Here is a 26,325-nt window from a genome sequence, read left to right as displayed (position 1 = left end):
TCACCTGCAGTTAAATATGTCCTGGGTATCCCTTAACATTGAAGTCAATGCAACGCATGTTGAAATTTTAAGTGATAAGCTCTTTGAGATAGGCGCATTATCTGTCGATATCCATGATGCTGCCGCTGGCACCGAGCAAGAACAGCCTTTGTTTGATGAGCCTGGCGAATTCACAGGCGAAGTCTGGACAAAAGCGGCCGTCACTGCACTATTCGAGCAAGACGCAAATATCCCAGCAATCATGCAAACGATTACTCGGATACTTCAGCTTGCAACCCAACCTGAATACCGTTTATCTCGCATACCAGAGCAAGATTGGGTCAAACTGACGCAAGCACAGTTCGATCCAATCAACATATCACCACGATTATGGATTGTTCCTACTTGGCACGAGCCCCCTGACTCAACAGCAATCAATCTGATTCTTGATCCAGGACGCGCTTTTGGCACCGGCAGTCATCCGACGACTCAACTTTGCCTCTTCTGGCTGGACAAGAATATACAGTCTGGTGAGACTGTGCTCGATTACGGATGTGGCTCAGGCATACTGGCAATTGCTGCATTAAAGCTCGGCGCGAGTAGCGTGTTAGGCGTCGATATCGATGCTAATGCTATCGCAGCGAGCCGTGATAATGCAGCACTCAACCGTTGCGATCCAGAAAGAATAATTTTTTCAACAACATTGGGTTCATCCCAAAGCAACACGAAAGAAAACGGACAAGTAGATAGGATCGTCGCAAATATCCTGGCTAATCCATTAATCATGTTGGCGCCCATATTGATGAATGCCGTACGAACAGGTGGCTCTATCGCGCTTTCTGGCATACTTGAGGAACAAGCTAGCGAAGTCATCAATACTTATCGTCAATGGTTTGAAATGGATATTGCTGATAAAAAAGAAGGTTGGGTGCTGTTGACTGGGATAAAGAAATAACGACTTTTTACTGATAGCAATGGCACTGGTAACACGATGTCCCGGTTGTAATTCAATTTTCAGCTTGACCATTGCTGAATTGCAAGCCCATGATGGTAAAGTGCAATGCGGACAATGCACTCAATTGTTTGATGCCCTCGTCATGCTTATTACCGTCCCGGAATCACTGATAACGAAATCACCCTTAGAAGCTAAAGTAACTCAGGCAAACAAATCAAAGCTCCCCTCTCAGAATGAACTGACACCCTCTGCTTTTAGCATTCAGGATCAGGAAAAAGAAATCCTCGCTGCGGTCGATCAGTTTGATGTTCAGTCAGCACGCAAAACTTCACGACATTGGCTTTTTGCCAGCTTACTGATGATATTTATCTTAACTGTACAAGGTATCTATTTTTATCGCACTGAACTTTCTATCGCCATACCCGGTACCAGACCTTTTTTGGAAAATTACTGTACGCTTTTACAATGCACGATCAAGCCACCCAAACATATCGCTTTGTTAAGTCTTGAATCATCTGATTTACAGGCAAATCCAGCGCATCAACCCGGGATCCTCACCCTTATTGCCACGATACGTAATCACGCCCCATTTCCGCAGGAATTGCCTGCATTATTACTCACATTCACCGACATGGATGACCAAACACTAGCCAGTCGCCTTCTTACCGCGCACGACTATTTGGATAAAGAAAGTGATCCCCAGGTTTTTTCGGCAAATAGCGAAATCGATATCAAGCTTTATTTTGATAACAGCGATCTGAACGCAATGGGCTACCGGTTGCTGCTGCTCTATCCCTGATTCTCCTCATAAAAAAGAAGGTGGAAGCAATATCTTCTCTACCACCTTCCCAAAGGGAGCTACAGGAGTTATGTATTACTTAACCCGAATATTTCAGATTCAGACAACGGGGACAATTTTATTGTCAAATATACACAGCATAGCGTATGCATACTTTACATTGTGTTTATGTCTTGATGATTTCAATTTTGTTAACTTTTTTTGAAGGTCACTTCATCAGGCCATGATGCAGGAACCATAGGGTATAATCAGTTACTTTGTATTTACCGGAAATACCATTCCAACATGACTCATCATCGCACTACTTTGCTGGAGAATTTGCTTGCTCAACGCATTCTGCTTCTGGATGGAGCAATGGGAACCATGATCCAGAGCTACAAATTGAGCGAGATCGATTATCGAGGAACCCGTTTCGCAGACTTTCCTCATGACCTAAAAGGCAACAATGATTTGCTGACGCTGACGCAACCGCAAATCATCCGTTCGATTCATGCGCGCTACCTGGAAGCTGGTGCCGATATCATTGAAACCAACACTTTCAATTCCAATGTGCCTTCGATGGCTGATTACCATATGCAGGATTTGGTATATGAGTTAAATTTCGCCGGAGCAAAATTGGCGCATGAAGAAGCGCTTGCGATGGAAGCTAAAACACCAGACAGGCCCCGCTTTGTCGCAGGTGTCATCGGGCCTACAACCAAAACGACTTCCATTTCACCGGATGTGAATGATCCTGGTTTCCGCTCGATCACTTTCGGACAACTTGTCACGGATTACTCGGAATCCATACGCGGATTAGTTGAGGGGGGGGTCGATATTCTGCTGGTTGAAACCATTTTTGACACCCTGAATGCCAAGGCTGCACTGTTCGCGATAGATCAATACCTTGAAAGACATCAGATTCGCCTGCCTGTGATGATTTCGGTAACAATTACCGATGCTTCCGGGCGTAATCTTTCTGGACAAACCCCGGAAGCTTTCTGGAATTCGGTCAGACATGCACAACCCATCTCAGTAGGCATTAATTGTGCACTAGGCGCCGAATTAATGCGTCCTTATGTGGAAGAACTTTCCAATGTTGCTGAGGTATATACCAGCACTCACCCCAATGCGGGCTTACCGAATCCCCTATCAGAAACCGGCTATGACGAATCGCCCGAATACACCGCAGGCCTGATCAAGGAATTTGCCCAGTCTGGCTTCGTTAATATTGTGGGTGGCTGCTGTGGCACGACACCTGCCCACATTAAAGCTATTGCCGAGGCAGTACACGGTATTGCGCCACGAAAAATCCCGGATATCACCAAGAAACTCCGCCTGTCTGGCCTGGAACCGCTTAATATTGGTGATGACTCGCTGTTTGTAAATGTGGGCGAACGCACCAACGTTACCGGCTCGAAAGCCTTTGCCCGCTTGATACTCAATGATAATTATGCGGAAGCGTTAAGTATTGCACGCAGCCAGGTAGAAAATGGCGCACAAATTATCGATATCAATATGGACGAGGCCATGCTGGATTCGCAAAAAGCCATGGTCACCTTCCTCAATCTCATTGCAGCGGAGCCAGATATTAGCCGGGTGCCTATTATGATCGACTCCAGCAAATGGTCAGTCATTGAAGCAGGTCTGCAATGCATTCAAGGTAAAGCCATTATCAACTCCATCAGCATAAAAGAAAGTGAAGAAGAATTCATTTATCATGCCAAGCTTGCACGCCGCTATGGCATGGCCATCATCGTGATGGCATTTGATGAGAAGGGGCAAGCCGATACGATGGCGCGCAAGGTTGAAATCTGTACGCGAAGTTATCGTGTATTGGTCGACAAGGTTGGCTTCCCGCCGGAAGATATTATTTTCGATCCAAATATTTTCGCGATCGCAACAGGGATTGAAGAACATAACAACTATGCGTTGGATTTCATCGAAGCCATCAGTATCATCAAACAAACCTTGCCTTATGCCAAGATCAGCGGTGGCGTCTCCAATGTTTCCTTTTCTTTCCGTGGAAACGAACCGATCAGGGAAGCCATTCATACCGCGTTCCTGTATCACGCCATCCAGGCTGGCATGACTATGGGTATCGTTAATGCAGGTCAATTAGGGGTGTATTCTGATATTCCCAAAGATTTGCTGGAGCGGGTTGAAGACGTGCTGCTTAATCGCCGCCCTGATGCCACCGAGCGTCTGGTTGAATTTTCCGAAAATTTCAAAGGACAAAAAAAGGAGCTAGTCGAGGATCTCGCCTGGCGTAATGAACCTGTTCGTCAACGATTAATACATGCGCTGGTCAAAGGAATCGGCACCTACATTACTGAAGATACCGAAATCATTCGGCAGGAGATTGAAAACAGCGGTGGGCGCCCAATTGAAGTGATTGAAGGTCCCTTAATGGATGGCATGAATGTGGTAGGTGATCTGTTTGGCGCCGGAAAAATGTTCCTGCCGCAAGTCGTCAAATCCGCACGTGTCATGAAACAAGCAGTCGCTTATCTGCTACCTTACATCGAAGCAGAAAAAAGAATTTCCGGCGATGCTAAGCCCAAGGGAAAAATCGTTATTGCGACAGTCAAGGGTGATGTTCATGACATTGGCAAGAATATTGTTACAGTCGTCCTCCAGTGTAATAACTACGAAGTTATCAACATGGGCGTGATGGTGCCAAGTGCGCAAATTCTGGAAATGGCACGCAACGAAAAAGTCGATATTATCGGTTTATCTGGCTTAATCACCCCTTCACTGGAAGAAATGGCGCATGTCGCCAAAGAAATGGAGCGTGAAGGTTTTACCATTCCACTATTGATTGGCGGCGCCACTACTTCACGAGTGCATACTGCCGTTAAAATTGCACCACATTATAGTGGGGTCACGGTATGGGTACCCGATGCAAGCCGAGCTGTAGGCGTATGCAGTCAATTGATGTCCCGGGATCAGCATATTGCGTATAAGCAGGAAATCAAGGCCGAGCAAGAAAAGGTCCGCGCTCAGCAGAAAAACAAAAAAGGACCGGCACAATTACTCTCTCTCGCTCAAGCACGCGCCAATGCATTGAAAATAGATTGGCAGAGCTACGCTCCCACAGAATCGAGTTTCCTGGGCATCCGAACTCTGAAGAATTATCCTCTTGAAACACTGATTCCTTACATTGACTGGACGCCCTTCTTCCAGGCGTGGGAATTGTCAGGACGCTATCCGGCTATCCTAGAGGATGAAGTGGTGGGTGAAGCTGCCAGCAATCTGTTCCGTGATGCACAGATCATGCTGAAGAAGATCATTGAACAAAAGTGGCTCACAGCCAATGCAGTCATCGGTCTCTTCCCAGCCAATTCAGTCAATCATGACGATATCGAGATTTATTCGGATAAGTCTCGTACCAAAGTGTTGATGACCTACCACACTTTACGACAACAAACAGTCAAGCCAGCAGGACGCCCCAATTTGTGTTTGGCCGATTTCATTGCACCTAAGGAAAGCGGCGTCATCGATACGATTGGATTATTTGCTGTCGGAGCTGGTTTTGGTATCGACGAACGCGTAAAAGCATTCGAAGCTGCCAATGATGATTATAGTGCCATCATACTGAAGGCTTTAGCTGATCGCTTAGCTGAGGCGTTTGCCGAGCACATGCATGCGCGCGTGCGGCGGGAATTCTGGGGTTATGCCAAGGATGAAACTCTAACCAACGAACAACTCATCAATGAAGAATATCAGGGAATTCGTCCGGCACCGGGCTATCCGGCCTGCCCTGATCATACCGAAAAAGGACCTCTATTTGCCTTACTCGAAGCCGAAAAACGAGCCGGCATCATTATCACTGAATCTTACGCTATGGTCCCCACTGCGGCCGTATCCGGTTTTTATTTTTCGCATCCGGAATCTACTTATTTCGCCGTGGGTAAAATTGGTAAAGATCAAGTGGAAGATTACGCCAGAAGAAAAGGCTGGACGCTTGATGAAGCAGAAAGATGGCTCGCCCCCACATTGGCATATGAACGCTGAGTATTCAACTCATACAAATCGAGAATTGGATAGGCCCTCCCTGGAAATCTTACCAGGCTATCTACAAACCTATGATACGGTAACAGTCAGGGCAGGTCTCCGTTAGAACGATTCAAATCATCAGGCAATTTCTATTCGAGACTTTCCGGTATTTTTTGCGCGAGATAGCGCTTCTTCAGCACGCCTCATCACCGAATACTGATGCTCATAGGCTTGACGTAATGCTATCCCGCCACTAAAAGTGATCGATACCGGTTGATTATTTGTATTTAGCATAGCCCTACTCACTAAGGTATGCTGCACCCGCTGCATTACCCGAACCGCCTCATCTGTACGAGTATCAGGCAACAAAATAACGAACTCTTCACCACCATAGCGCGCAACCGCATCGCTTGGACGCAGCGTATCCTTCACGATCCTCGCAAAATGGATCAAAGCACTGTCACCAAACCGGTAACCATAAATTTCATTAATTTCCTTGAAATTATCCAAATCAATCAGTATGGCGCATAATTGCCCCTTGTTTCGGTCTGCACGTGCAGCTTCGCGTGTAAAATGCTCATCCAGCCCACGCCGGTTAAATAAACCAGTCATCTGATCTGTCTGCACTAGCCCTCTGATGAGCTCCAGCTCATGTCTTAGAGATTCAATTTTCTGCACTGCGTAAAGAATTTGTTCCCGGGAGCTGGACAACTCGTTGTTATGATGCAATTCCCTAATTTCAGACAAGACGGTATCCAGAATGCTAGTAATCTCTCCAATATCATGAGTCTTCCGAATTCTCTGGGCATACCATTCTACACGCTGATAATATTTATCAATAGTAAGCAATGACTTACCATCTTTCTCACTCGCTACATTTTTCTCTCCACCCCCAGATGATTTAACCAATTTTAACTGCTTCTTACTTGAAGTCTGCATGATCATGTAATCTCCTTTTAGTCACACCATGAAATGGATGCTTATTCCAGACAAGCCTAGGCTGATTGAATTGGGGAGGAGAAGCTATCTAAGAATAATCTACCCATGACCAGTAGATTAACAAATCCTGTGTGATTCAATAAATGAAATTAAAATGAAAATCTCGCTTTGTTCTAAATTTACCCGGCCCTCGGTCAGAAGCAAGAATAGTTGCAGATTCTTGGCAGGATAAATTAAGTCGAACGCTATAATCAAAGAAACACCCAAGAAACCACATAACCATTAACTGGCAGGGAGCGTCTTCAGCGAACTACTGGAATGCGGATCAGCAAGTGATAACTTTAATCCGTATTTACTCAGATCAACTCTGGGTTAGTCTAGCCCGAATATTTCATAAATTCGCGTGATGATCACGCAGGATTCTGATTAATAGGGAAGTTTTGAGAAGGAGGGGTGTAGTGATTCATACACCCGACTGAGCAAAATCTTTCTCATTAATCAAAAGACAAGTGAGGGCACGTGCCAATTTATGAAATATTCTGGCTAGATTAGTCAACCAAATTGTGCTTAATCGCATAACGTACCAATTCAGAATTATTCGTTAGCTTAAGTTTTTCCATATGACGGGCACGATAGACACTGATTGTTTTGGGACTCAGACACAAACTGGTTGAAATCTCCGCAAGTGACTTACCTATCGCAATCAAGCATAGTGTCTGGTATTCACGGTCAGATAAACTAGTATGTAATGGCTGTTCAGTGTCTAATGTGATTGCGTTAGCCAGTTCCTGTGCAAGGGTCGGGGTAATATACTTGCGCCCCGCTGCGACCTGACGAATCGCTGTCACCAGTTGCATGGGTGCACTTTGTTTGTTCAGATAACCTGCTGCACCCGCCCTGATTGCACGTATCGCGAATTCACTTTCGTTATACATACTGAGTATTAATACCGTTAGGTTAGATTGATCTTTTTTAATCTGCTTGAGCACTTCGATGCCATTTCTGTCAGGCAATGAGATATCCAGCAGGATCACATCAAAAACTTGCTGGCGTGCGATCATGATCGCTTCAATCCCGCTTTCCGCTTCACCAGCTACACTGATATCGTCCGTTTCACCCAGAATCTGCTTCAGACCCCGGCGCACAATAGCATGATCGTCGGCAATCATCACACGTATCATTTTATCTTTCCTCGTCTGCTTATTATTCGATACTTGATACTGCCTACAAGGCATACTGCTCTTTACCATTGACTGGAATCTTGATTATTACGCAAGTTTCTTTTTCGGGTATTCCGCTAACGCGAAGATCTCCTCCTAATTGATGGCAGCGCTCACGCATCCCCCGGATTCCAAAGGACCCTGGTTTGTTCATATCCGCCTCCCTAATTCCACATCCATTATCAGTCGCCTCCAAAAATATCCAACCATCTGCCTCAAACAGCTTGACTCTGACATTCGATGCGCCTGCATGTTTATAAATATTAGTCAATATTTCCTGGAAAATTCGGAAAATTGCAGTAGCTAAATCTGCATCCAGAGGAATATCTTCACTGTCACAATAAAATTGACAAGGAATTTCCGTGCGTTTGCTAAATTTCCTTGCTTGCCACTCAATTGCCGCCACAATACCAAAATCCAGTATACCTGGCCGCAAGTCCATAGATATTCGGCGTGTACTGTCAATCACATAGTCGACCAATTTTTCAATAGACGCCGCTTTCTGCTGATAAAAATCAGGCTTCCTCGGTTTAGTATCCATAAAGGGCAATAGCTCACACTTGATCGCTGTCAAGGTCCCACCAATATCATCGTGAATTTCTCGGGCAATTTTTGCGCGTTCATGTTCCTTGATTTTCTGTAGATAAGAAGAAAGTTCAGCTAATTGCGCATGTGAACGAGCAATTTCAATTTCTGCCAGCTTATTGCGTGAAATATTCATCACTACCCCATCCCATAAAACAGCGTCATTGAGCGGTCGACGTGGTGTTGCGCGCAAACTGACCCACTTGATATCTGGATCACCTTTGACCTGAATGCGTCCCTCCCAATTCCAAGTAGAAAAATGCTTGGCTGATGTTTGCATAAGTTCATCATAAGTAACCCTGTCTTCAGGCAGAATCAAGTCGGTAAATAAATCCGGCTGCTCTATTAGTGCTGTTGGCAAAATTCCTAGCAGCATTACTGACCCTTCGCTCACATAAGGAAAGCTTTTGGAGCCATCCCGGTTCAGCAAAAACTGGAATACCAGGCCAGGCAAATTGGAGGCGATTGCACGAAAGCGTGCCTCGCTTTTCTGCAATGCAAGCTGTGCTTCACAGATGTGATGAAGAGCTTCCATTTGCTTCAGACTGCGTTGTATCGCTGGAATTAACCTCACCATGCAAGCCATTAATATGAAATCCTGAGCCCCTGCTTTCATAAAATGAACTGCTGACTCATCGCTGCCCTGGCTGGATACTACGATTACAGGAATAGTCAAATGATGCATGGCAAGATGAAATAATACCTGCTCAGCACCCAAATCAGTCATCGCATCGGACAAAATGACATCCCACGAACATTCAACCAGCGCCTTCGAAAAGGCATCAATGGTATTGATACATTCTGAATTAAAGTATAAATCACCTTCCTTGAGCGTCCTGCAGATACGCTGGGCATCCTCGGCCGAGTATCCTACCAGCAGCATATTGAGCGTTTTGACCAACACCGTCCTCAACACTTATTTGGGAAATGAAATTAGCATATTATATAGCTACCCAATAAAGCAGAAATATTTCTGAGAAGATTTAATCCTGCCCAACTCATTATATAACCAACGCATTATTTTGATGAGGGGCGCAGGCCGTAACATAGCGACTCGGTTAGGGCATTTTTCATCATTCCTCTTAAAAACTGAGGAAGTAAGCGGAAAATACGGCAATACAGTCATGGATTGCTCACAGGTTTTTCTCATTTTACCCAACCTTTACTTAACATCTATTTAACAATCTATTAAATTTTTTTCCATTCTGTCCGATTACCCCTTAAATAGCGGCTTTATAGACCCCGAATAAGAATAAGAACGCCTCAAATGCTCCAAGCTATCAACATTAATACTGCCTCGTTGAATGCACGAGACAACCAGAATGTGCCGAGAAATATGCTTGAAGTCAATTCAGAATGTCTAGCATCCGGTTTCTGCATCAATTATGTCAGAGCATGCAGCATGACCAACGATTTCTAGACGCATGACTTCACAAATCGGGGGTTTCAATCAAGTTTTACAGAATACCAATGATAGCGATGATATACCTACAAATATTGGAGTAATTAATTCCAGTTCTTATACCGCTGATTTTAGTTCTAATACTGCTTAAATACATACCAAATAAATAACGATAAATAATATGGACGAAGCACAAATAATTTCTACGTATAAAGCAATATTGGCCATCACTCACAAAATGCTAAAAGCTGCCCAGGAAAACGATGGGAAGAGACTGTTCTCACTGGAACAGGAGTGCAAAAAATTAACTCATGCATTGATCGCCAATCCTCCACAACAACCATTAAGCGCAGAAATGCAGAAAAAAAGAATTGAGATCATTCATCAGATATTGGCCTGTGATGCCAAAATCAGGGCCATTACTGAGCCCTGGATGACTCATCTACAAAATTTGCTGACTCATGCTCACAAGCATATCAACTGAATCAAGTCTATTGATAGGCAAGAGAATCCCAGCGCGCAATCAATCCAATCAAAGAATCATCAATTTTCATAAATATGCAGATGACCACATGGACATCACTCAGAAAAGTAATTAGGTTAGCTGAAAACCCAGACTATAGATCAAACCCTATTCCAAGTCGAGGTTAATAAACAAGCCCTTATCGCACGTGGAAGCAATGATGGGAACATAAGGAAACGAACACAAGAACTCGACAGATATCACTGAACATGTTGGAATGTCTACTGATAAGAAATAACCATCACTTCTAATCCACAAAGTAAACCATGATGATGAAATGGCTAAGAAAGGCGTGTTTAGTCGCAAGAAGAAAATACTGTCATCAACAATCTTTTTGTGTAACGATTCTTGCAATAACGCTGATAAGCAGCAGTCCTTTAAGTTATGTTGCTGCGTCGACTGGCGAAAGAATTACTACATCCCAGGATCAGAAGAACATTGTCGTTACAATTTATAATGAGGATCTGGCGCTGATAAAAGACTTGCGTAGCGTTGTGCTGGATCAAGCTTTCAACAAGCTGGCCTGGCGTGAGGTATCTGCGCAGATACGTCCTGAAACTGCACTTTTACGCAATCTTACTCATTCTTCAGGATTCCGCTTACTGGAACAGAATTTTGATTTCGATCTACTCACTCCAAGAAAACTGCTAGAAAAGTACTCGGGTAAAGAAGTTATCGTCATTCGCACCAGCCCTGCGACAGGTTCCGAGACTAGCGAGACAGCTACAGTTCTTTCGACTAATGAAGGAACTATCCTGAAATTTAATGACCGTATCGAAAGTAGCGTCCCTGGACGTATTGTATTTCCTGGAGTACCAGAGAATCTGCGTGACAAACCCACATTGCTCATTTCACTGACTAGCCCCTCCCCAGGCAAGCATGATCTTGAGCTTTCCTACCTCACATCGGGATTATCCTGGCATGCGGACTATGTGGCTGCCTTGAGCGAAGATGATAGCCGACTTGATCTCAATGGACTGGTGACGTTAACTAATCAAAGCGGCATGATCTATCATCATGCCAACTTGCAATTGGTAGCAGGTGATGTCCATCGAATTTACCCTGAGCAGCGTCTACCCAGAAAAATGATGGCAATAGCACCAGAAATGGCTGATGCAGCACAAATGAAGGAAGAATCACTTTTTGAATATCATCTCTATACACTACAACAGCCTACAACACTAGCTGAGAACCAGACCAAGCAAGTTGCGCTCATGTCCGCAACCCATATTCCTGTCAGTAAGGAATATGTGCTGCAAGGTGCGGATTATTACTACTCAGGGAAATACGATGCGATCAGCCAGAAATTAAAAATAGGCGTACTCATCGGCTTTCTTAACAAAGGAGAGGGCCTTGGAATTCCCCTGCCGAAAGGAATTATTCGAGTCTATAAAAAAGATAAGCAAGGAAATAATCAATTTATCGGTGAAGATCAGATCGATCACACCCCGCAAAATGAGCTGATTCGTCTCAGACTGGGTAATGCCTTTGATATTACCGCTGATAAGCTACAAACCGATTTTCAACAAATTGCTGGCACGCCACGACATGCCAGTATTTTTGAAACGGCTTATCAAATCACACTCAGAAATGCCAAGAAAGAAGCGGTCACGGTACAAGTGCGAGAACCTATCCCGGGGGACTGGGACATATTATCCGAATCATTGCCCCACACCAAACTATCGGCTAGCATGGTTGAATGGAAAATACCTCTCCCAGCCGAGAGCGAAGCCACGCTAACCTACCGAGTGCGCGTAGAATACTAAAAAATAGCCACTTCATGTGTAAAAGTTTGGACGGTCGTCTGTTGAAAAAGCTGTTTTTATCCCAGATTTTCCACTAGAACCAATTAAATTTAACAGGAAGATCGAACGTTTTAGATTGATTCCAAAGGCCATCAATCCAGTCACGTTGTTGCATAGCAACGGCCCAGGTTAATAATCTTTTTTCGACCCTCATGAGTAATGTAAACCAGCCTTGGCAAAGAGCTTATAACGAAGTGTTTTGAGGGTGTGTTGGGTATCAGTTTTACCCGAAACCATGTCACTTCTTAATACCGCCCTGGCGAAACAAACTCATCACATTTCCAGTCGCCCAGGAATCTCTGAGATTAAAGCTCTCTCCGCCAAAATCATATTTCATTCCAATTCTCAATAGAAAGAGGAACAATTATATTAGTATAACTTCTTAAATACAGAGAGTTACGTATTAAATATATTTACGTTTCTATCGAGAATTGGAATAAGGAGAACTCAAGTCAGGATTGCCTTTTTAAACCACGGCAATCACAGCAAAGATAAAGAAGAACATGCTCAAGGATTAATCTCAATAGGTGTTCCCACCGCTACCCGGCCAAATAAATCCAGTAAATCGTCATTATGCATGCGGATACAACCGATCGAGCCAGGCTTACCCATCTCTGCGCTATCGGGACTGCCATGGATATAGATATAACGACGCATGGTATCAACCAGACCCAGTCGATTAAATCCGATCTCACATCCTGATAACCACATGATGCGCGTCAAAATCCAGTCCCGACCAGGATAGCGGCTAGCCAGCTCGGGCGTATAGATTTCTCCAGTCGGGCGACGCTTGACGAAGACGGCATTAATCGGTTGATTCTCTCCAATTTTGGCACGGATAATATGCATTCCCAATGGCGTACAAAAACTACCCCGCTGCTGACCGACACCTTTTCTGGCTGAAGATATCAAATAGCTGCTGATAACTGTATTTTCATCATTCAACAAATCGAGTTGCTGCCGGTCGATACTGATATGGATTTTCATAATAAAACGATCTTGTCAGGATTTCGCTTTCTGATAAAAAATTGTTTTAATAGCCCACTTGCCTCATGGGCCAGCACACCGCCGGTGACTTCTAGATGATGATTAAGCCTTGTCTCCGCCGGTAAATTTAATACGCTGCCACAAACACCTGTTTTGGGATCTGCAGCGGCATACACAAGGCGCTTGATCCTAGCATGGAAAAGGGCGCCGATACACATGGTGCAAGGCTCAAGGGTTACGAACAACGTACAATCCAGTAGACGATAATTGTGTAAATTTTGAGCTGCATCACGCAGTGCAGTTACCTCTGCATGCGCCGTCGGGTCCATCGCCACGATGGAACGATTGTAGCCACGGCCTATGATTTCACCCTTTCTAACGATGACAGCACCCACTGGCACTTCTCCCAGCTCCTGCGCCTTGAACGCAAGGTCAAGTGCTACCCGCATAAAATATTCGTCATTCATGGATATTGTTCATAAGATGGGTTAATCGAATAATTTGAGCATCAACCTATCTTTTATGCTACATTCGTATCGCATGCAAATATTCTTCTATTGCCAGATATGGTGACTCCTTCCCAAGAACCCAGAATTCCAGTTACCGACTACGCCAGGAATGAGCTGCGCACACTGCGCGATCTGTTGCGTTTTGCCGTAAGCTATTTTAACCAAGCCGGCTTGTTTTTTGGCCAGGGATTTCCCACGGCTTACGATGAAGCCGCTCATCTAATTTTACATGCACTGCATCTTGCGCCAGACCAATTAGATCTATTCCTGGACGCACACCTCACCCAGCCTGAACGCGATCAGATATTTCATTACATTGAACAGCGCGTAGCCGAAAAGATCCCAGCAGCTTATCTGACGAATGAAGCCTGGTTAGGTGACTTCAGTTTTTACGTCGACAAACGCGTTATCATCCCTCGATCGTTTATCGCTGAATTATTGCAAACTCGATTGGCACCCTGGATCAAGCATCCTGACGACATCCATTCTGCATTGGATCTGTGTACGGGTTCTGGCTGTCTGGCTGTATTACTGGCTCATGCGTTTGAGCATGCAAACATTGATGCAGTTGATATTTCAACTGAAGCATTGGAAGTCGCTCATAAAAATATAACTGGTTATGCCCTATCGCATACTATCAACCCTATTCACTCCGATCTATTTAGCGAATTAACTGGAAAACGCTATGATGTGATCATTAGTAATCCGCCCTATGTCAATGCCGAATCGATGGCAGCACTCCCTGAAGAGTTTCGCCATGAACCACACATTGCACTCTCAGGCGGTTCGGATGGATTGACCATAACACGTACAATACTCAACGAAACTGCCAATTATCTGACTGAAGAAGGCCTATTGATCGTAGAAATTGGCCATAATCGCGATGCCCTTGAACAATCCTTCCCACGTATGCCTTTTACCTGGCTGGAAACAAGCGCAGGCGATCAATTTGTTTTCATGTTGAAGCGCAGCGATCTAATTTAACTTACTGTTTTTTCTTGCTATAGCACCAGAAGACGGGACACCGTTAACCAACTCCAGCAAGTACCTGATTTCACTCTCATCCAGTTCGTGCCACATGCCGCGCTTCAATCTGGGAGATAGATTAATCGGGCCGAATCGTACACGAATTAATCGACTGACCACTAAGCCCACTGCTTCAAAAATACGTCTCACTTCCCGATTCCTGCCCTCTTTTAATATTACGTGATACCAACGGTTGGTACCCTCCCCTCCCTGTTCTGACAAATCACTGAATTTTGCCAGACCATCTTCCAGTTCAACACCTGTCAATAATTGGCTTTTTTGTTCCGGGGTCAGGCGGCCAACAATTCTGACCGCATATTCACGTTCGACTTGAAAACGTGGGTGCATCAGCCGGTTTGCCAAAACACCGCTTGTGGTAAATATCAGTAATCCACTGGTATTGAAATCTAATCTACCAATAGCAATCCACCGCGATGATTTCAATTGCGGCAATTTATCAAAAACAGATGGACGCTTCTCGGGATCATGGCGACTCACAATTTCACCTTCCGGTTTATGATAGAGGATCACGCGTGGTAAACGCTCGTTGGTGTTGATCCGTATAATCCGTTTATTTACACGCACCAGATCTCTGGACCCTACCCGATCTCCCAATTTCGCGATCTTTCCATTGATACTGACCTGACCTGAGGCAATCAGGTCTTCCATCTCACGCCGGGAACCCAGACCGCTTTGCGCCAGCAACTTATGGAGCTTGTGGGTAACCATTAAATCAGGTTTGGCGGAAACACGGTTACTCATCGGTGCCAGAGTCTGCTTTTTCTTTGAATTTCTTGGATTGAGTGGTCGCTTGATGCGCATTTACTTTACTTCACAACGAGGATAATTTGAGAAGGTACTGAATACTGATAAACAGAATAAATAATCCTATACTTAATTCGATACCATTGATCCGTTATTCAGAAAGGCAGTTTCATCCCTGGGGGCAAACCCAGTCCACCGGTCAGACCAGCCATTTTTTCCTGTGTGGTTGCCTCCACTCGACGCACAGCATCATTAACTGCCGCAGCAATCAAATCTTCCAGCATTTCTTTGTCATCACCCATCAAGCTATTATCGATATTGATACGCTTGACATCATAGCGACAGGTCATCACAACTTTGACCATACCTGCTCCTGACTGACCCTCCACTTCTATCGTCGCCAGCTGCTCTTGCATGGCTTTCATATTCTCCTGCATCTGCTGCGCCTGCTTCATCAAATTGCCTAAATTAGCTTTCATCATTATTTTGTCTCCATTATTCAATCGGTTTAATCGAAGAAACGATTAGTTTTGCATCAAAATTTTCTACCAATTCTCTTACAAAAGGATCGGCTTCAATTGCCGCAATCGTTTCAGACTGTTTTGCCTGTTTTTCACGATCCTGCATGACTGCTGACGTCATACCGGTAATACTGCCTATCGAAAATACGACTTTAACAGGTTTCTCAAAGTAGTGCTCTAACGCAGCTTTTAACTTATCCTGATAAGTTTTTTCTAACAAATATTTGTGTATTTCTGGCACACACAATTCAACCTGATCAGCCGAGAAGTGCCTCGCCTCGCAATGTTGCGCCAGCATCTTCGCCATACCATTCAGTTTCAATTGATTTACGGCTGCCAGCCAGTCTTTATTGGGAGAACTAGAAGCTTCGCTCTCTTTTTTCTGTATTGATCGACTGTTATCTTTAGCCTGATTCATCACTTGAACCGATTCCCGTGCGCTATTTCCATTCTCTCCAGAATTCTTAGAAATCTCCCCTGGAAACATCTGGTCGGGTATAAATGCCAGCATCCGCATCAATGTCATCGTGAAGCCAGCATATTCATCCGGCGCCAGATTCAAATCACTGCGCCCATGGAGTGCGATCTGGTAAAACAATTGAACATCTTCGGAGGTAAAACGCTTAGCCAAGGCAAATATTCGCTCACGTTCAGGCAATGTCTCATCAATCGCCTGGGGCGCGATTTGTGCTAATGCAAGACGATGAAGTATGGTTGCCAGATCTTGTAAAGCAGTATCAAACGATAAACTGCGCACCTCCATCTCATCAGCAATCAATAATATCTTCGCGCCATCTTTTTCAGCTAACGCTTCAAGCAAATCATAAAGATATTCCTGATCTATTACACCCAGCATGGCACGTACATCAGCTTCTTCAACAACACCATTACCATATGCAATTGCTTGGTCGAGTAAACTCAGCGCATCTCGCATGCTACCTTGTGCAGCTCTTGCCAATAATCGCAAGGACGCAACATCCGATGTAACCTGCTCTTGAGACAATATGTTCTCTAAATGTGCTGCAATCAAAGGGGGAGGAATCTGCTTCAAATTGAACTGAAGGCAACGCGAGAGCACGGTGATAGGAATCTTCTGTGGATCAGTAGTCGCCAGTATGAATTTGACATGTTCAGGAGGCTCTTCCAGAGTTTTGAGCATGGCATTAAAAGCCGCTCTGGAAAGCATGTGCACTTCATCAATCAGATACACCTTATAGCGGGCAGCAGTAGGGGCATAGCATGCGCTCTCCAGAAGCTCGCGCATGCTGTCAACTTGGGTATTGGATGCTGCGTCCAGTTCAACCAGATCAACAAAGCTTCCTTTATCAATAGCTACGCAAGCCGGACATTCTCCACAAGGCGTGGATGTCACGCCAGTTTCACAATTCAGTGCTTTAGCCAGGATTCTGGCAATCGTTGTTTTACCGACACCGCGTGTGCCCGTAAACAAGTATGCATGATGCAACCGATTCTGCTCAAGTGAATGGGTGATTGCTTTAACGATATGGTCTTGCCCAGTCAACTCAGAAAAGTTTCTTGGGCGCCATTTCCGAGCAAGAACTTGTGTTTGGGACACGATATTTGTCAAATGAAGGAAAAAGAGCAGATGATTATCAATAACCTATCTGTTAGGGTGGCGAGCCGAACCCCCGGCACTTGCAAAAAATAGCTGTGGCTGCTTCCTTCCGGATCTGACCAGGTTCACTACCCTGCAATGCGGGGAGGCCCGCCATAAGACAATTTTACATCAATCTGCGTTGCTGATTCGTAAATAACCATTACTCGGTCAAAACTCTTTCAAACTACTCAGAAGCGCATATCTATTCATTACTTCTGGTGCCAATGATCTCATTAAAAAGTCCTTTGCTAGATCCGCAAAGGACTCGAAAAATCCTGGAATCAGCTCCCGAATAACCAAGCCCGTATCCAGTGATTACAGGAGCTGGATTTAGCCGCAATCTTACACCAGTTCGCATCGGGATTGTGCGGTTTTTTTTGCAACATCTAAAAAAGAAGTTGAAATTTATAAAAAGAATCGCATTCTGTAGATCGATCGTTCTTCCGTGGTAGCTTGTAAAGATCTGTATGATTGAATCAATAACCGAAGTTAAGAGAAATTCTATCTAGAATAAACAAGCGCGGAAGATATCGCGCGCTTTGCTTGCACGGCGGTCGTTTGATTGGGTAAGCTCATGAGCGCCTGGGTTATTTCGCTCGTACGTACCGCCGCCACTGACAACAAGGTATCGCTCAAACCATGACTTGATTCACAGGTACCTTGAAGAAAAACTGCTGGCTTGAAATGGGGTGTACTGCATAATCGATATTGACGATCCACAGTTAAATTATTGAAATAAGGAGTAAGCGGCGCTAATAAAGATTTGTGGTGATCACGGTTATAGCCCGTCGCAAGAACCACCGCATCATAGGTTATCGTTCGCTCACAATTTGTATTCAGATCATGCAAGACAAACTGAATGCCGTCGGGCCGAGAGATTGCTTTCCTGACTTCATGGCGCCGCAGAAAACGATGTCGCTCGATACCGGAAACTTTTTGCTGATAAAACACATTAAAGATTTGCTCGATCAAAACCAGATCCGGTGCAGCATAGTTGGTATGCCAGAATTCATTGAGGATTTCAGTCCGCTGCTGATCAGAGCTATTGAAAACATAATCCGTGAAATCAGTATTGAAAATCTCATTGACGAAAGGGCTGTCATCTGATGGCTTGATGGAACGCGCACGCATAATCAAATCGACCTCAGTCGTATGAGAGCGATGATGCAAATCCATAAAAATTTCTGCTGCACTTTGCCCACCCCCTACTACCGCAATCTTGCTTGCATGAGCATGCTGTTGAATCTCCTTGAGATAGCTGTTTGAGTGGAACACACGCGAATCTCCTCTCAATGACGAAAAGCAATCTGGAATTCTCGGTTGGCCACCGATACTGATCACCAGATTGCGGGCCAGTCGCTCATGAATGACTTGTTCACGATCACGTGAACGTATGCGCAGCAGCACAATCTCATCACCACGTTTCTCTGGCAGCACCTCGATCACCTCTTCGCCATAAGCACAGCAATGATCGAAATGCGCTGCCGCCCATGCCAGATAATCATTGAACTCATGACGACTCGGAAAGAAAGTCTTGAGGTTGATAAAATCCTGCAGCCGGTTCTTTTGGTGAAGATAATTGATAAACGTGAAATGACTCGATGGATTGCGCATTGTGGCCAGATCCTTGAGAAAAGAAACTTGCATATGCGCGTTATCCAACATCATGTTTACGTGCCAGGCAAAACTGGGCTGCCTCTCAATAAAAAATGACTCGACGCCGTAGCCAGCTTGTTTTTTTTCTTCGAGCGTAATGGCGAGTGCAATATTGGAGGGACCAAAGCCAATGCCGATCAAATCATAAATTTTCATGACGAAATCCTCAGGATAAAGAGACAGAATGGGGTGGCATCGTATTGCGCGGCACCCAGAGTTGTTCAGCAAAAAAGCGCTCTCGTAGCAACATGCCGAGCATGGCGCGTTTATGTGGAAAATCGAATTCCTTGAGATGGGCATAACCGCATTGCGCAAGATTCCGGATCATTTTGTGATTGTCAGCGCGGGGTTCAATGACGATACGCTGAGTTCTGTCATCATCAAGAAATAAATAATGGGAAATTGAGGGTAACCAGGCGGTCACGAAAGGTTTACCACGCAAATGGGGCTCTCCAATCAATACATGCCAGCCACGATCAAAATCATACACATCGTAGTAAGGCGCAATCCGATCCTCCTTGGCCCAATATATTTCGAAATAGCCAAATGGTTCGTCATCCAGACAACCGATGAGGTTAATCACATGCGGGTCAGCCCGGATACCTTCTAGGTAGGTGCGATGCTTGGAAAGATCGCCCGTTTCTTGCCAGAACTCTGCTACCACGGGATCATTCATCCAGCGATTGAAACAACCGAGATCGGCATCAGCATCAACTGTCCGAAGTGCCAAGGTACGGTCCAACCACGTGATATAACGCTGATAAACGATACCATTAGGCTTGGGCGGCCGCAGCGGGTGACGTCGCCCATGGCTGAAGGTAGAATAAATTGGGTACGCTTGATATCGGGATGAAGAAAGCCATACTCTGGATTGCTGCCAGAAAAGCTCCACATAGACTACGTATCGGCCATCTTCCGTTTTAACCAGAGCGCCTGAATCGAATAACCCGGCAAGCTGTTTGGTTGGTGCAGACAAGTACAATTTCTTCTGGTGGGGATAGTTGACAAATGAAGCTTCCACTGCTGCCAGGAATTCGGTCACTTCAGGTTGTTCTGAATAGGAATCGACCCATTCCAGCATTAGCTGATCAGATTGCTGGTATAAATGCCAAATCGTTGTCTTTTCATTTTCAACATCCTGTACCTTTAACATTCTGCCTTCATAGATGACAAGATAGCGAGTTTGCTCTGGGTAAGATAATAAGCTCACTGGGAGCATCGACTGCTCCACTAATGACTCACAAGATTGATCATTTAATCGATATAGATTCATATGTCCCCAAAAAATTTTGATTTTGGTATTACCCTTATCTCACTGATTGAAGACGAATGAGAAGTATTGTTATTTATAAATTTTATTCTCCATAAAATTTTTTCTGATTATCTGCTGACCATAGACAAGAAAATGAAATATGGCTATGTCGTTGATAAACAGTATTTAATTCCCTATCAGAAGAAGTGGCCGGAGGGATAGCTCAGCCATTGAGGAATACTGAAGGCATTACTCCAGCAGAGTAAATATTTATTCTTGCTATTCGTCTCTCTTGATATACATTTTAAATAGGTAAACCATGCTGAAGTATCTTATTAAACAATCCAAGCCGCTGCTTTTGAGCGCATCGTTTGCCAGCATATTGCATGGTATTTGCAGCGTTCTGCTGCTTGCACAAATCAGTTCAGCGCTGACAGCGACAGAATCTGATCGCGAAGAGATGGCGCTCATTTTTGCGGGAACGGCGCTGTGTGTCATGCTCAGTTATATGATGGCGGCGATTTTATTCGAACGCTTAGGACAACGCGCCCATTCTGAGTTACGCAGCTTTATCGCGCAAAGAGTGATTGTGGCCGATTACCGGCAACTCGAACAACTTGGCGCTGCACGCATCCAGTCCGCCCTTTCCGAGCACTGCACCCGGGTGGCCGAATTTTTTGTGAGTTTTCCAGTTATTCTCACCAATGCCGTGGTCGTTGCCGGCTGTCTGGTTTACATGGCGTTGCTATCATGGCAAGTTTTCCTGCTCGCAATCCTCGTCATCGGTTTCGGTTCACTGGGATATCATCTTGCCCATCTGCGCGCTATCCGGCATCTGGATATTGCCGCCCAGGAGCAGGATAATCTATTTACCTATTTCCGCTCACTTACTGACGGCGCCAAGGAGTTACGCCTTAACCGGGATAAACGTACCACTTTTTACGATGATGTGCTCAAACAATCTATCGAGAAAGTACGTAAAGAACGAACCTTTGGTATGTCTGTTTTCGTAGCCTCGGCAAGTTGGGGTAATTTCTTGATTTACGCATTCATTGGCATGGTGCTGTTCCTGCTAGTCGGCGACGTGCCTGACCGGGCATTGATCATGACAGGCTATGCATTGGTTTTCGTTTATATGGTAGGGCCGCTCGAGGCGCTGCTATTGAATATCCCTCGCGCTAACCTTGCACAAGTATCAGCTGACCGGATCGATGAGATTACGCGCTTGATGTCCTCTTCCGAATCTCAAACAGAGAAAGCCGAGCTACCTCCGCTGCAATCTATCGTGTTACAGGGCGTGTTACACCGCTACTATCATGAGCAAAAAGATGAAATGTTTACGCTGGGGCCAGTTGACTTGCAGTTCCATCCCGGAGAAATCACTTTCCTGATTGGGGGCAATGGCAGTGGTAAAACCACATTAGCAAAATTGCTTGTGGGACTCTATCCCCCGGAAGAAGGCAACATCACGCTCAATGGCGTCATCATCAATGATACCAATCGTGATGACTATAGACAGTTTTTTACGACCATTTTTTCTGATTTCCATCTTTTTGACCGATTGCTTGAAACAGGGCATGGCAAGGATCTCGATGAAAAAGGAAACCAGCTTTTAGCCAAACTCCATCTGCAAAACAAAGTAAAAGTCCAGAATGGCGCCTTTACCACACTGACCTTATCGCAAGGACAACGCAAACGTCTGGCTTTAGTGGTCGCTTACCTGGAAAACCGCCCCTTCCTGGTATTTGATGAATGGGCAGCGGACCAGGATCCAACCTTTAAAGAGATCTTCTATTATGAGTTACTTCCCGAATTGCGCGCGATGGGTAAGGCAATCCTGGTCATTTCGCACGATGACCGTTATTTTCATTTAGCCGATCGTCTCATCCGCATGGAAAATGGCCGGTTACTCTTTGACCCTGTAAAATCGCCAGAGACTAACCCGAATATTTCACAAATTGACATGTGCCCTCACTTGTCTTTTGATTAATAAGAAAGATTTTGCTCAGTCGGGTGTATGAATCACCACACCACTCCTTCTCAAAACTTCCCTATTAATCAAAATCTTGCGTGATCATCACACGAATTTATGAAATATTCGAGCTAAAGTGAATACAGCCACGCCGGCCATAATAACAGCGAATAGTGTTGCCTGATATTATAGAAAACCCCACCGACTCTGCGATATCAGCTGATATCAGGATCATTCTTCAGCGTGCCATTGCAAAAAGCCCAGAAAAGAAATGAAAACATTCCATGAGGCTATGGTATCGATGGCGTAGCGTTAAAGGATTGTTAGTCGCAGGTGCTGATGAGCGATTGGCAGCATCTCCCCACTCCCACTTCGCACTAATAACTGCTGATATCGACTTGGCGCGGGATGAGCCAATTGTCCCGCCATCATCCCGCGTCCTGGTTAAATAACCGGCTAGCCTGCCAGTTTCAGCATCATCCCCGAGTGACGTGGATGGAATAGGGTCCTGTCCCGAAAGGCGAGTAGTGCCTTATACGGACGAAATACTCACCAGGCGGGAGCTGGCGGCGAATCCGGGCATTGAAGGAAACTCCCTCATCGTCATTGCTAGCAATTTCCGGTATCTGGCTATTTGGTCCATGCAAACTCATAAAGGTATCCGTAGTCCCGCTCGTCTGAATAGTATAGGTATCTTCAGTTGTTATATTAAATCGGTACACATCGCTTTCATTTGCTGCAGAAATGGCCGCATTGATGCTTGCGCCATCTACAACGAGATCAGGGATGGGGATTGGGGTGGGAGTGGGACTGGTACCAGCAGCGCGCACACCAACCGCATAATTTCCTGCTGCGCTCGCACTATAAAGACGAATGCGCAGATAGTAGGTTCCTGCCGAAAGATTCCGCGAGATTTGTGAATTAAGATTTTCGCCTGCATCATCATCCGAGGTTACTTCGATATTCGGATCATTGGGGCCAAAGAGGGTCATGAAAGTATCGGATGGCCCAGTAGTGTACATCGTATGCGGACCGAAGGACGGGACTTCAAACCGGAATACGTCAATTTCTCCTGGTGTTCCGATATCAGCCGACGTTGGATTGGCTCCGACAACAATGAGCGGTATCTGTGGTTGAGGCTGAGGGGCGGCACCGTCATAGATAATACCCAGAGCATTACTGTCAAGAACATCAATCGGGCGCGAACCGATCCGCCCTGAAGGGGTGTTATTCATTGGATCGGTCAAGTTCTGTCCAAAAGGACCGCCGCTTGTTGGCAGGTAGCCTTGATTCGGAAAGCGTAATTGCCACTCATGCCAGATCTTATCGACCATACAATGATGCATGAAGAATACCGGATCATTCGGAGAGGTCATTGGCAGCATGGAGCCGCCAACCCAGACATGACCACGGTTGTGGAGATTAGAACCCACCCAGCCTTCAAGTTGATTACGGAAACTTGGATTGCTGTTCATGTTCCATGGAGGCACATCGTACGGCGTGACAGCCATGACTTGATTGATTTCCGCTTGAGTGGGTAAGGTTGGCAGGCCATTTTGACCAAATGCTCGCATAAGCGGGCCAGCTGGTAATCCGCTGGAATTGACGACTGTCCATTGACCGGCCCGGAATGGTCCGGTCCGGACGACTCCACCGGCATCTCCATCTCCTCCAAGCAAGTCATCATTCCACATGGAGGCATTCGCTCCTCCCGACGGCCAGTTCCAATAGGGTATCCCGAGATTGGGATTGCCTGAGACGCGCTGCAGTTCCAGCTCGAGATCAAAAATAAAACGGCGGTGCCAGGGCAAGAAGGCAGGAGCCCGATGAATGGCGCTCATGATGGCATTTGCATGCCTGAGAACAAATTGGTCATAAATGCCTTCGGCTTTCAAAGCCACGATGGCGGCAACGAATTCTGCCCGTTCAGCAACCGTCAGGGTATTTGCATCTTTTCTGATAGCCATGAGAATTTCCTCCTTCTCTCAGTCTGTTTAGACTATTTTTTTACGTTGGAAAACTCAACAGTGTGCTGAGCAATTGCTCTTGCCAGTTCCAATAACGAATCATATTGGGTATAGGGTAGATATTTCGAAGACCACTTATTTTTTGCCTCATCATGCTCGTAATGAATTTCCTTTCCGTTAATCGACAGATTGATATCGTCTTTTATTTCAATATCGCAGCCTTCAAACATTTCTTTATGATGCGCCATACTGTGAACTCCCTTTTGAGTGATGAAAAATTGATCCGCCCTTTGCCTTTGTATAAAAAAGAGTTTCTACTGTGTTACCCGCTACAATATTTTGACAAACCAGTAAAGGGGTAGCCATTTGCTGTCCTATTCATCCACCTCGCATTGCAGTTTCGAGGTAATGATATTTTCTGTATGACGTCCACGCTCACGAATCACGGTAGATATGTCAATAAAGTATCCATCCAGCCTGTCATAATTTAAATTGGCAAACCCAAGCGTTCTCGGAAAATCTGATGCCGTATCTGCCATCCCCGTTGTCTTTGTAGTCAGGAGCTCAAGGCTCATCGTTTTCTTAAAACGGGATACCTGATATCTCCCCGATTTTGTAACCTTCTCAACCATGAAACATCCCTCGTAGTGAGCCTTCAGTTTAAAAGCACCCTCTTTCGAAATAGCCAGCACCCCGGAATGAAGCGTGGGTATTCCTGTGCAACCATTTGTATCTGCTGATGTAATGTGGCAAGTCATATTTTTTAAATCGAAAGGTTCCTGTGACATTGCGGTGGAGCTCATCTCGACAAGAATCGCCATGCCCATGAGAATCACAGCAATTGGTTTCATGACGCCTTTCCTCGAGAACGCGCTGTGAGTGTGCAATGATTGCACTCCTTGCTATCAACAGCATGCACACTCACAGCAATTTGTACAAATCCTCCAATTAAGTGCTTAACTCAACAAAACAGGAACCACCCCGCTGCTGCATTCCTTGCAGCAACTATTTTTACGCTTACTTGCGGTTATTTCACACAGATACCTGCACAATCAGCATCACCTTTAGCAGGGTCGCAATCATCTGAAGGATCATCCACACACTTCATGCCTTCAGGACATGGAAAACCGGCAATTCCTCCACACATTTGTTTTGGTTTCTGATCATAGTAAGCAGAGCTTCCCTTGGGCGGATAATCAATGCGTTTTCCTTCCCCCGGTTTGGTGAGCTCTGTTGGCCCCAGCTTAACGGTATCATGCGCTTTTCGCGGCTCAATTGTTTCAACATCTATGGATTCAACCTCCCCGTCGGTATGCCGAGCGGTATATACGCTCACAACATCCAGTGGAACAGGGCTTTTCACAACCAGAAATCCTTCCAGGAAGGCGAAATCCACACAAACACCATCAATCGGACAAAAGTAGCCTGCAATGTCAAAGCAGTTTACTCCAACCGCCCCGTCTGGCTGGAGAACAATGCCCTTGAAAGGCGTAATATCGAAGGGACCTGGCTCGGAGCCAAGCTGTGTTGCAAGCGCCACCTTGGCTGCAATGGTAATTTTCTTATTGGTAGGGTTGTGAATATTGACGATTGTGCGGTAAGTGCCTCTCGCCAAGGTGCCATCCTGGTGCGCCAGCAACATCGAGCAAGCGACTTTTGCGGCATATTGATACTCAGTTTTGATGGTTTCTGGGTATTTCGCTGTTTCTGCCTGAGCGATTCGCTGGATGCCGATAAAGCCGAACCCGCACCATAGTCCAAGCAAAATGGAGAAAAACTTGATCGTATTGAGTTGTTTCATAACAGTCACCTCACTTAATTTTGCGCCCTCAATGGAAAGCGTTTTCTTGGCTGCATCGCATCCACG

The 26,325-nt window shown here is 45.3% G+C and carries 22 protein-coding genes and 1 other RNA gene; 8 read left to right on the top strand and 15 right to left on the bottom strand.

The window, feature by feature from the left end; all coding sequences use genetic code 11:
- The first annotated feature begins 16 nt into the window (after positions 1-16).
- The 3 genes from prmA (at position 17) to metH (ending at position 5,729) form a co-directional block, all read left to right on the top strand.
- Positions 17-934, top strand: a complete 918-nt coding sequence (gene prmA, locus BLW34_RS03260; RefSeq protein ID WP_090575537.1) for a 50S ribosomal protein L11 methyltransferase — start codon at positions 17-19, stop codon at positions 932-934.
- Positions 935-953: 19 nt separating this feature from the next.
- The gene (locus tag BLW34_RS03255) at positions 954-1,733 is read left to right on the top strand and encodes a zinc-ribbon and DUF3426 domain-containing protein (RefSeq protein ID WP_090575533.1); all 780 of its coding nucleotides are present in this window, start codon (positions 954-956) and stop codon (positions 1,731-1,733) included.
- 285 nt (positions 1,734-2,018) lie between these two features.
- Positions 2,019-5,729 (top strand): methionine synthase, encoded by a 3,711-nt coding sequence (gene metH / locus BLW34_RS03250; protein WP_090575530.1) that lies wholly within the window; start codon positions 2,019-2,021, stop codon positions 5,727-5,729.
- Positions 5,730-5,849: 120 nt separating this feature from the next.
- Here the strand turns inward: metH and BLW34_RS03245 are convergent, their stop codons facing one another.
- From BLW34_RS03245 to BLW34_RS03235, 3 genes are all read right to left on the bottom strand, one after another.
- Entirely contained in the window at positions 5,850-6,656 is an 807-nt protein-coding gene (locus tag BLW34_RS03245) for a GGDEF domain-containing protein (protein ID WP_256203549.1), read from the bottom strand.
- A 542-nt stretch (positions 6,657-7,198) separates the two neighbouring features.
- Positions 7,199-7,831 carry a response regulator gene (locus BLW34_RS03240; RefSeq protein WP_090575527.1) on the bottom strand — a complete coding sequence of 211 codons (633 nt, stop codon included), beginning with the start codon at positions 7,829-7,831 and terminating at the stop codon, positions 7,199-7,201.
- Between the two features lie 43 nt (positions 7,832-7,874).
- Positions 7,875-9,359 carry a hybrid sensor histidine kinase/response regulator gene (locus tag BLW34_RS03235; RefSeq protein WP_256203548.1) on the bottom strand — a complete coding sequence of 495 codons (1,485 nt, stop codon included), beginning with the start codon at positions 9,357-9,359 and terminating at the stop codon, positions 7,875-7,877.
- 679 nt (positions 9,360-10,038) lie between these two features.
- On the opposite strand from BLW34_RS03235, the gene BLW34_RS03230 reads away from it, so the two are divergent.
- Together BLW34_RS03230 and BLW34_RS03225 are read left to right on the top strand one after the other, a co-directional pair.
- Complete coding sequence (locus BLW34_RS03230) at positions 10,039-10,341, top strand: flagellar protein FliT (protein WP_090575524.1); 303 nt, start codon at positions 10,039-10,041, stop codon at positions 10,339-10,341.
- A 305-nt stretch (positions 10,342-10,646) separates the two neighbouring features.
- Entirely contained in the window at positions 10,647-12,146 is a 1,500-nt protein-coding gene (locus BLW34_RS03225) for a DUF4139 domain-containing protein (protein WP_256203547.1), read from the top strand.
- A gap of 546 nt (positions 12,147-12,692) precedes the next feature.
- Here the strand turns inward: BLW34_RS03225 and BLW34_RS03220 are convergent.
- Positions 12,693-13,172, bottom strand: a complete 480-nt coding sequence (locus BLW34_RS03220; protein ID WP_090575521.1) for a L,D-transpeptidase — start codon at positions 13,170-13,172, stop codon at positions 12,693-12,695.
- Positions 13,169-13,639 (bottom strand): tRNA adenosine(34) deaminase TadA, encoded by a 471-nt coding sequence (gene tadA / locus BLW34_RS03215; protein ID WP_090575518.1) that lies wholly within the window; start codon positions 13,637-13,639, stop codon positions 13,169-13,171. Before tadA ends, BLW34_RS03220 begins: the two co-directional genes overlap by 4 nt.
- 99 nt (positions 13,640-13,738) lie before the next feature.
- Between tadA and prmB the strand changes: the two genes are divergently transcribed.
- Positions 13,739-14,665, top strand: a complete 927-nt coding sequence (gene prmB / locus BLW34_RS03210) for a 50S ribosomal protein L3 N(5)-glutamine methyltransferase (protein ID WP_090575516.1) — start codon at positions 13,739-13,741, stop codon at positions 14,663-14,665.
- On the opposite strand, the gene rluB is transcribed toward prmB, so the two are convergent.
- The 6 genes from rluB to BLW34_RS03180 all read right to left on the bottom strand — a co-directional run bounded on the left by rluB (position 14,657) and on the right by BLW34_RS03180 (position 20,486).
- Entirely contained in the window at positions 14,657-15,469 is an 813-nt protein-coding gene (rluB, locus tag BLW34_RS03205) for a 23S rRNA pseudouridine(2605) synthase RluB (protein ID WP_371263906.1), read from the bottom strand. The genes prmB and rluB overlap by 9 nt on opposite strands.
- Before the next feature lie 158 nt (positions 15,470-15,627).
- Positions 15,628-15,951 carry a YbaB/EbfC family nucleoid-associated protein gene (locus tag BLW34_RS03200; RefSeq protein ID WP_176754286.1) on the bottom strand — a complete coding sequence of 108 codons (324 nt, stop codon included), beginning with the start codon at positions 15,949-15,951 and terminating at the stop codon, positions 15,628-15,630.
- A gap of 16 nt (positions 15,952-15,967) precedes the next feature.
- Complete coding sequence (dnaX, locus tag BLW34_RS03195) at positions 15,968-17,569, bottom strand: DNA polymerase III subunit gamma/tau (RefSeq protein WP_090575511.1); 1,602 nt, start codon at positions 17,567-17,569, stop codon at positions 15,968-15,970.
- A gap of 56 nt (positions 17,570-17,625) precedes the next feature.
- Positions 17,626-17,724, bottom strand: an RNA gene (ffs, locus tag BLW34_RS03190) — signal recognition particle sRNA small type.
- Positions 17,725-18,112: 388 nt separating this feature from the next.
- Entirely contained in the window at positions 18,113-19,423 is a 1,311-nt protein-coding gene (locus BLW34_RS03185; protein WP_090575509.1) for a lysine N(6)-hydroxylase/L-ornithine N(5)-oxygenase family protein, read from the bottom strand.
- 10 nt (positions 19,424-19,433) lie between these two features.
- A complete protein-coding gene (locus BLW34_RS03180; protein ID WP_177165943.1) occupies positions 19,434-20,486 on the bottom strand; it encodes a GNAT family N-acetyltransferase in 1,053 nt (350 codons plus the stop codon).
- Between the two features lie 352 nt (positions 20,487-20,838).
- Here BLW34_RS03180 and BLW34_RS03175 point away from each other — a divergent pair, with 352 nt between their 5' ends.
- Positions 20,839-22,509 (top strand): cyclic peptide export ABC transporter, encoded by a 1,671-nt coding sequence (locus tag BLW34_RS03175; RefSeq protein ID WP_090575506.1) that lies wholly within the window; start codon positions 20,839-20,841, stop codon positions 22,507-22,509.
- A gap of 266 nt (positions 22,510-22,775) precedes the next feature.
- Positions 22,776-22,943, top strand: a complete 168-nt coding sequence (locus BLW34_RS16015; RefSeq protein ID WP_177165942.1) for a hypothetical protein — start codon at positions 22,776-22,778, stop codon at positions 22,941-22,943.
- 24 nt (positions 22,944-22,967) lie between these two features.
- On the opposite strand, the gene BLW34_RS03170 is transcribed toward BLW34_RS16015, so the two are convergent.
- The 4 genes from BLW34_RS03170 to BLW34_RS03155 all read right to left on the bottom strand — a co-directional run bounded on the left by BLW34_RS03170 (position 22,968) and on the right by BLW34_RS03155 (position 26,259).
- Entirely contained in the window at positions 22,968-24,458 is a 1,491-nt protein-coding gene (locus BLW34_RS03170) for a tyrosinase family protein (protein WP_090575503.1), read from the bottom strand.
- A gap of 32 nt (positions 24,459-24,490) precedes the next feature.
- Entirely contained in the window at positions 24,491-24,706 is a 216-nt protein-coding gene (locus BLW34_RS03165) for a hypothetical protein (RefSeq protein WP_090541212.1), read from the bottom strand.
- Between the two features lie 126 nt (positions 24,707-24,832).
- Positions 24,833-25,309: a hypothetical protein gene (locus BLW34_RS03160; RefSeq protein ID WP_090575500.1), complete on the bottom strand. Its 477-nt coding sequence runs from the start codon at positions 25,307-25,309 to the stop codon at positions 24,833-24,835.
- 176 nt (positions 25,310-25,485) lie between these two features.
- Positions 25,486-26,259, bottom strand: a complete 774-nt coding sequence (locus BLW34_RS03155; protein ID WP_090575645.1) for a Kazal-type serine protease inhibitor domain protein — start codon at positions 26,257-26,259, stop codon at positions 25,486-25,488.
- Between the last annotated feature and the right edge of the window lie 66 nt (positions 26,260-26,325).

The sequence above is a fragment of the Nitrosomonas sp. Nm58 genome (assembly GCF_900107335.1).
Lineage (GTDB): Bacteria > Pseudomonadota > Gammaproteobacteria > Burkholderiales > Nitrosomonadaceae > Nitrosomonas.
The sequence above is the reverse complement of the archived record's forward strand: the minus strand, read 5'-3'. Positions and strand labels throughout refer to the sequence as shown.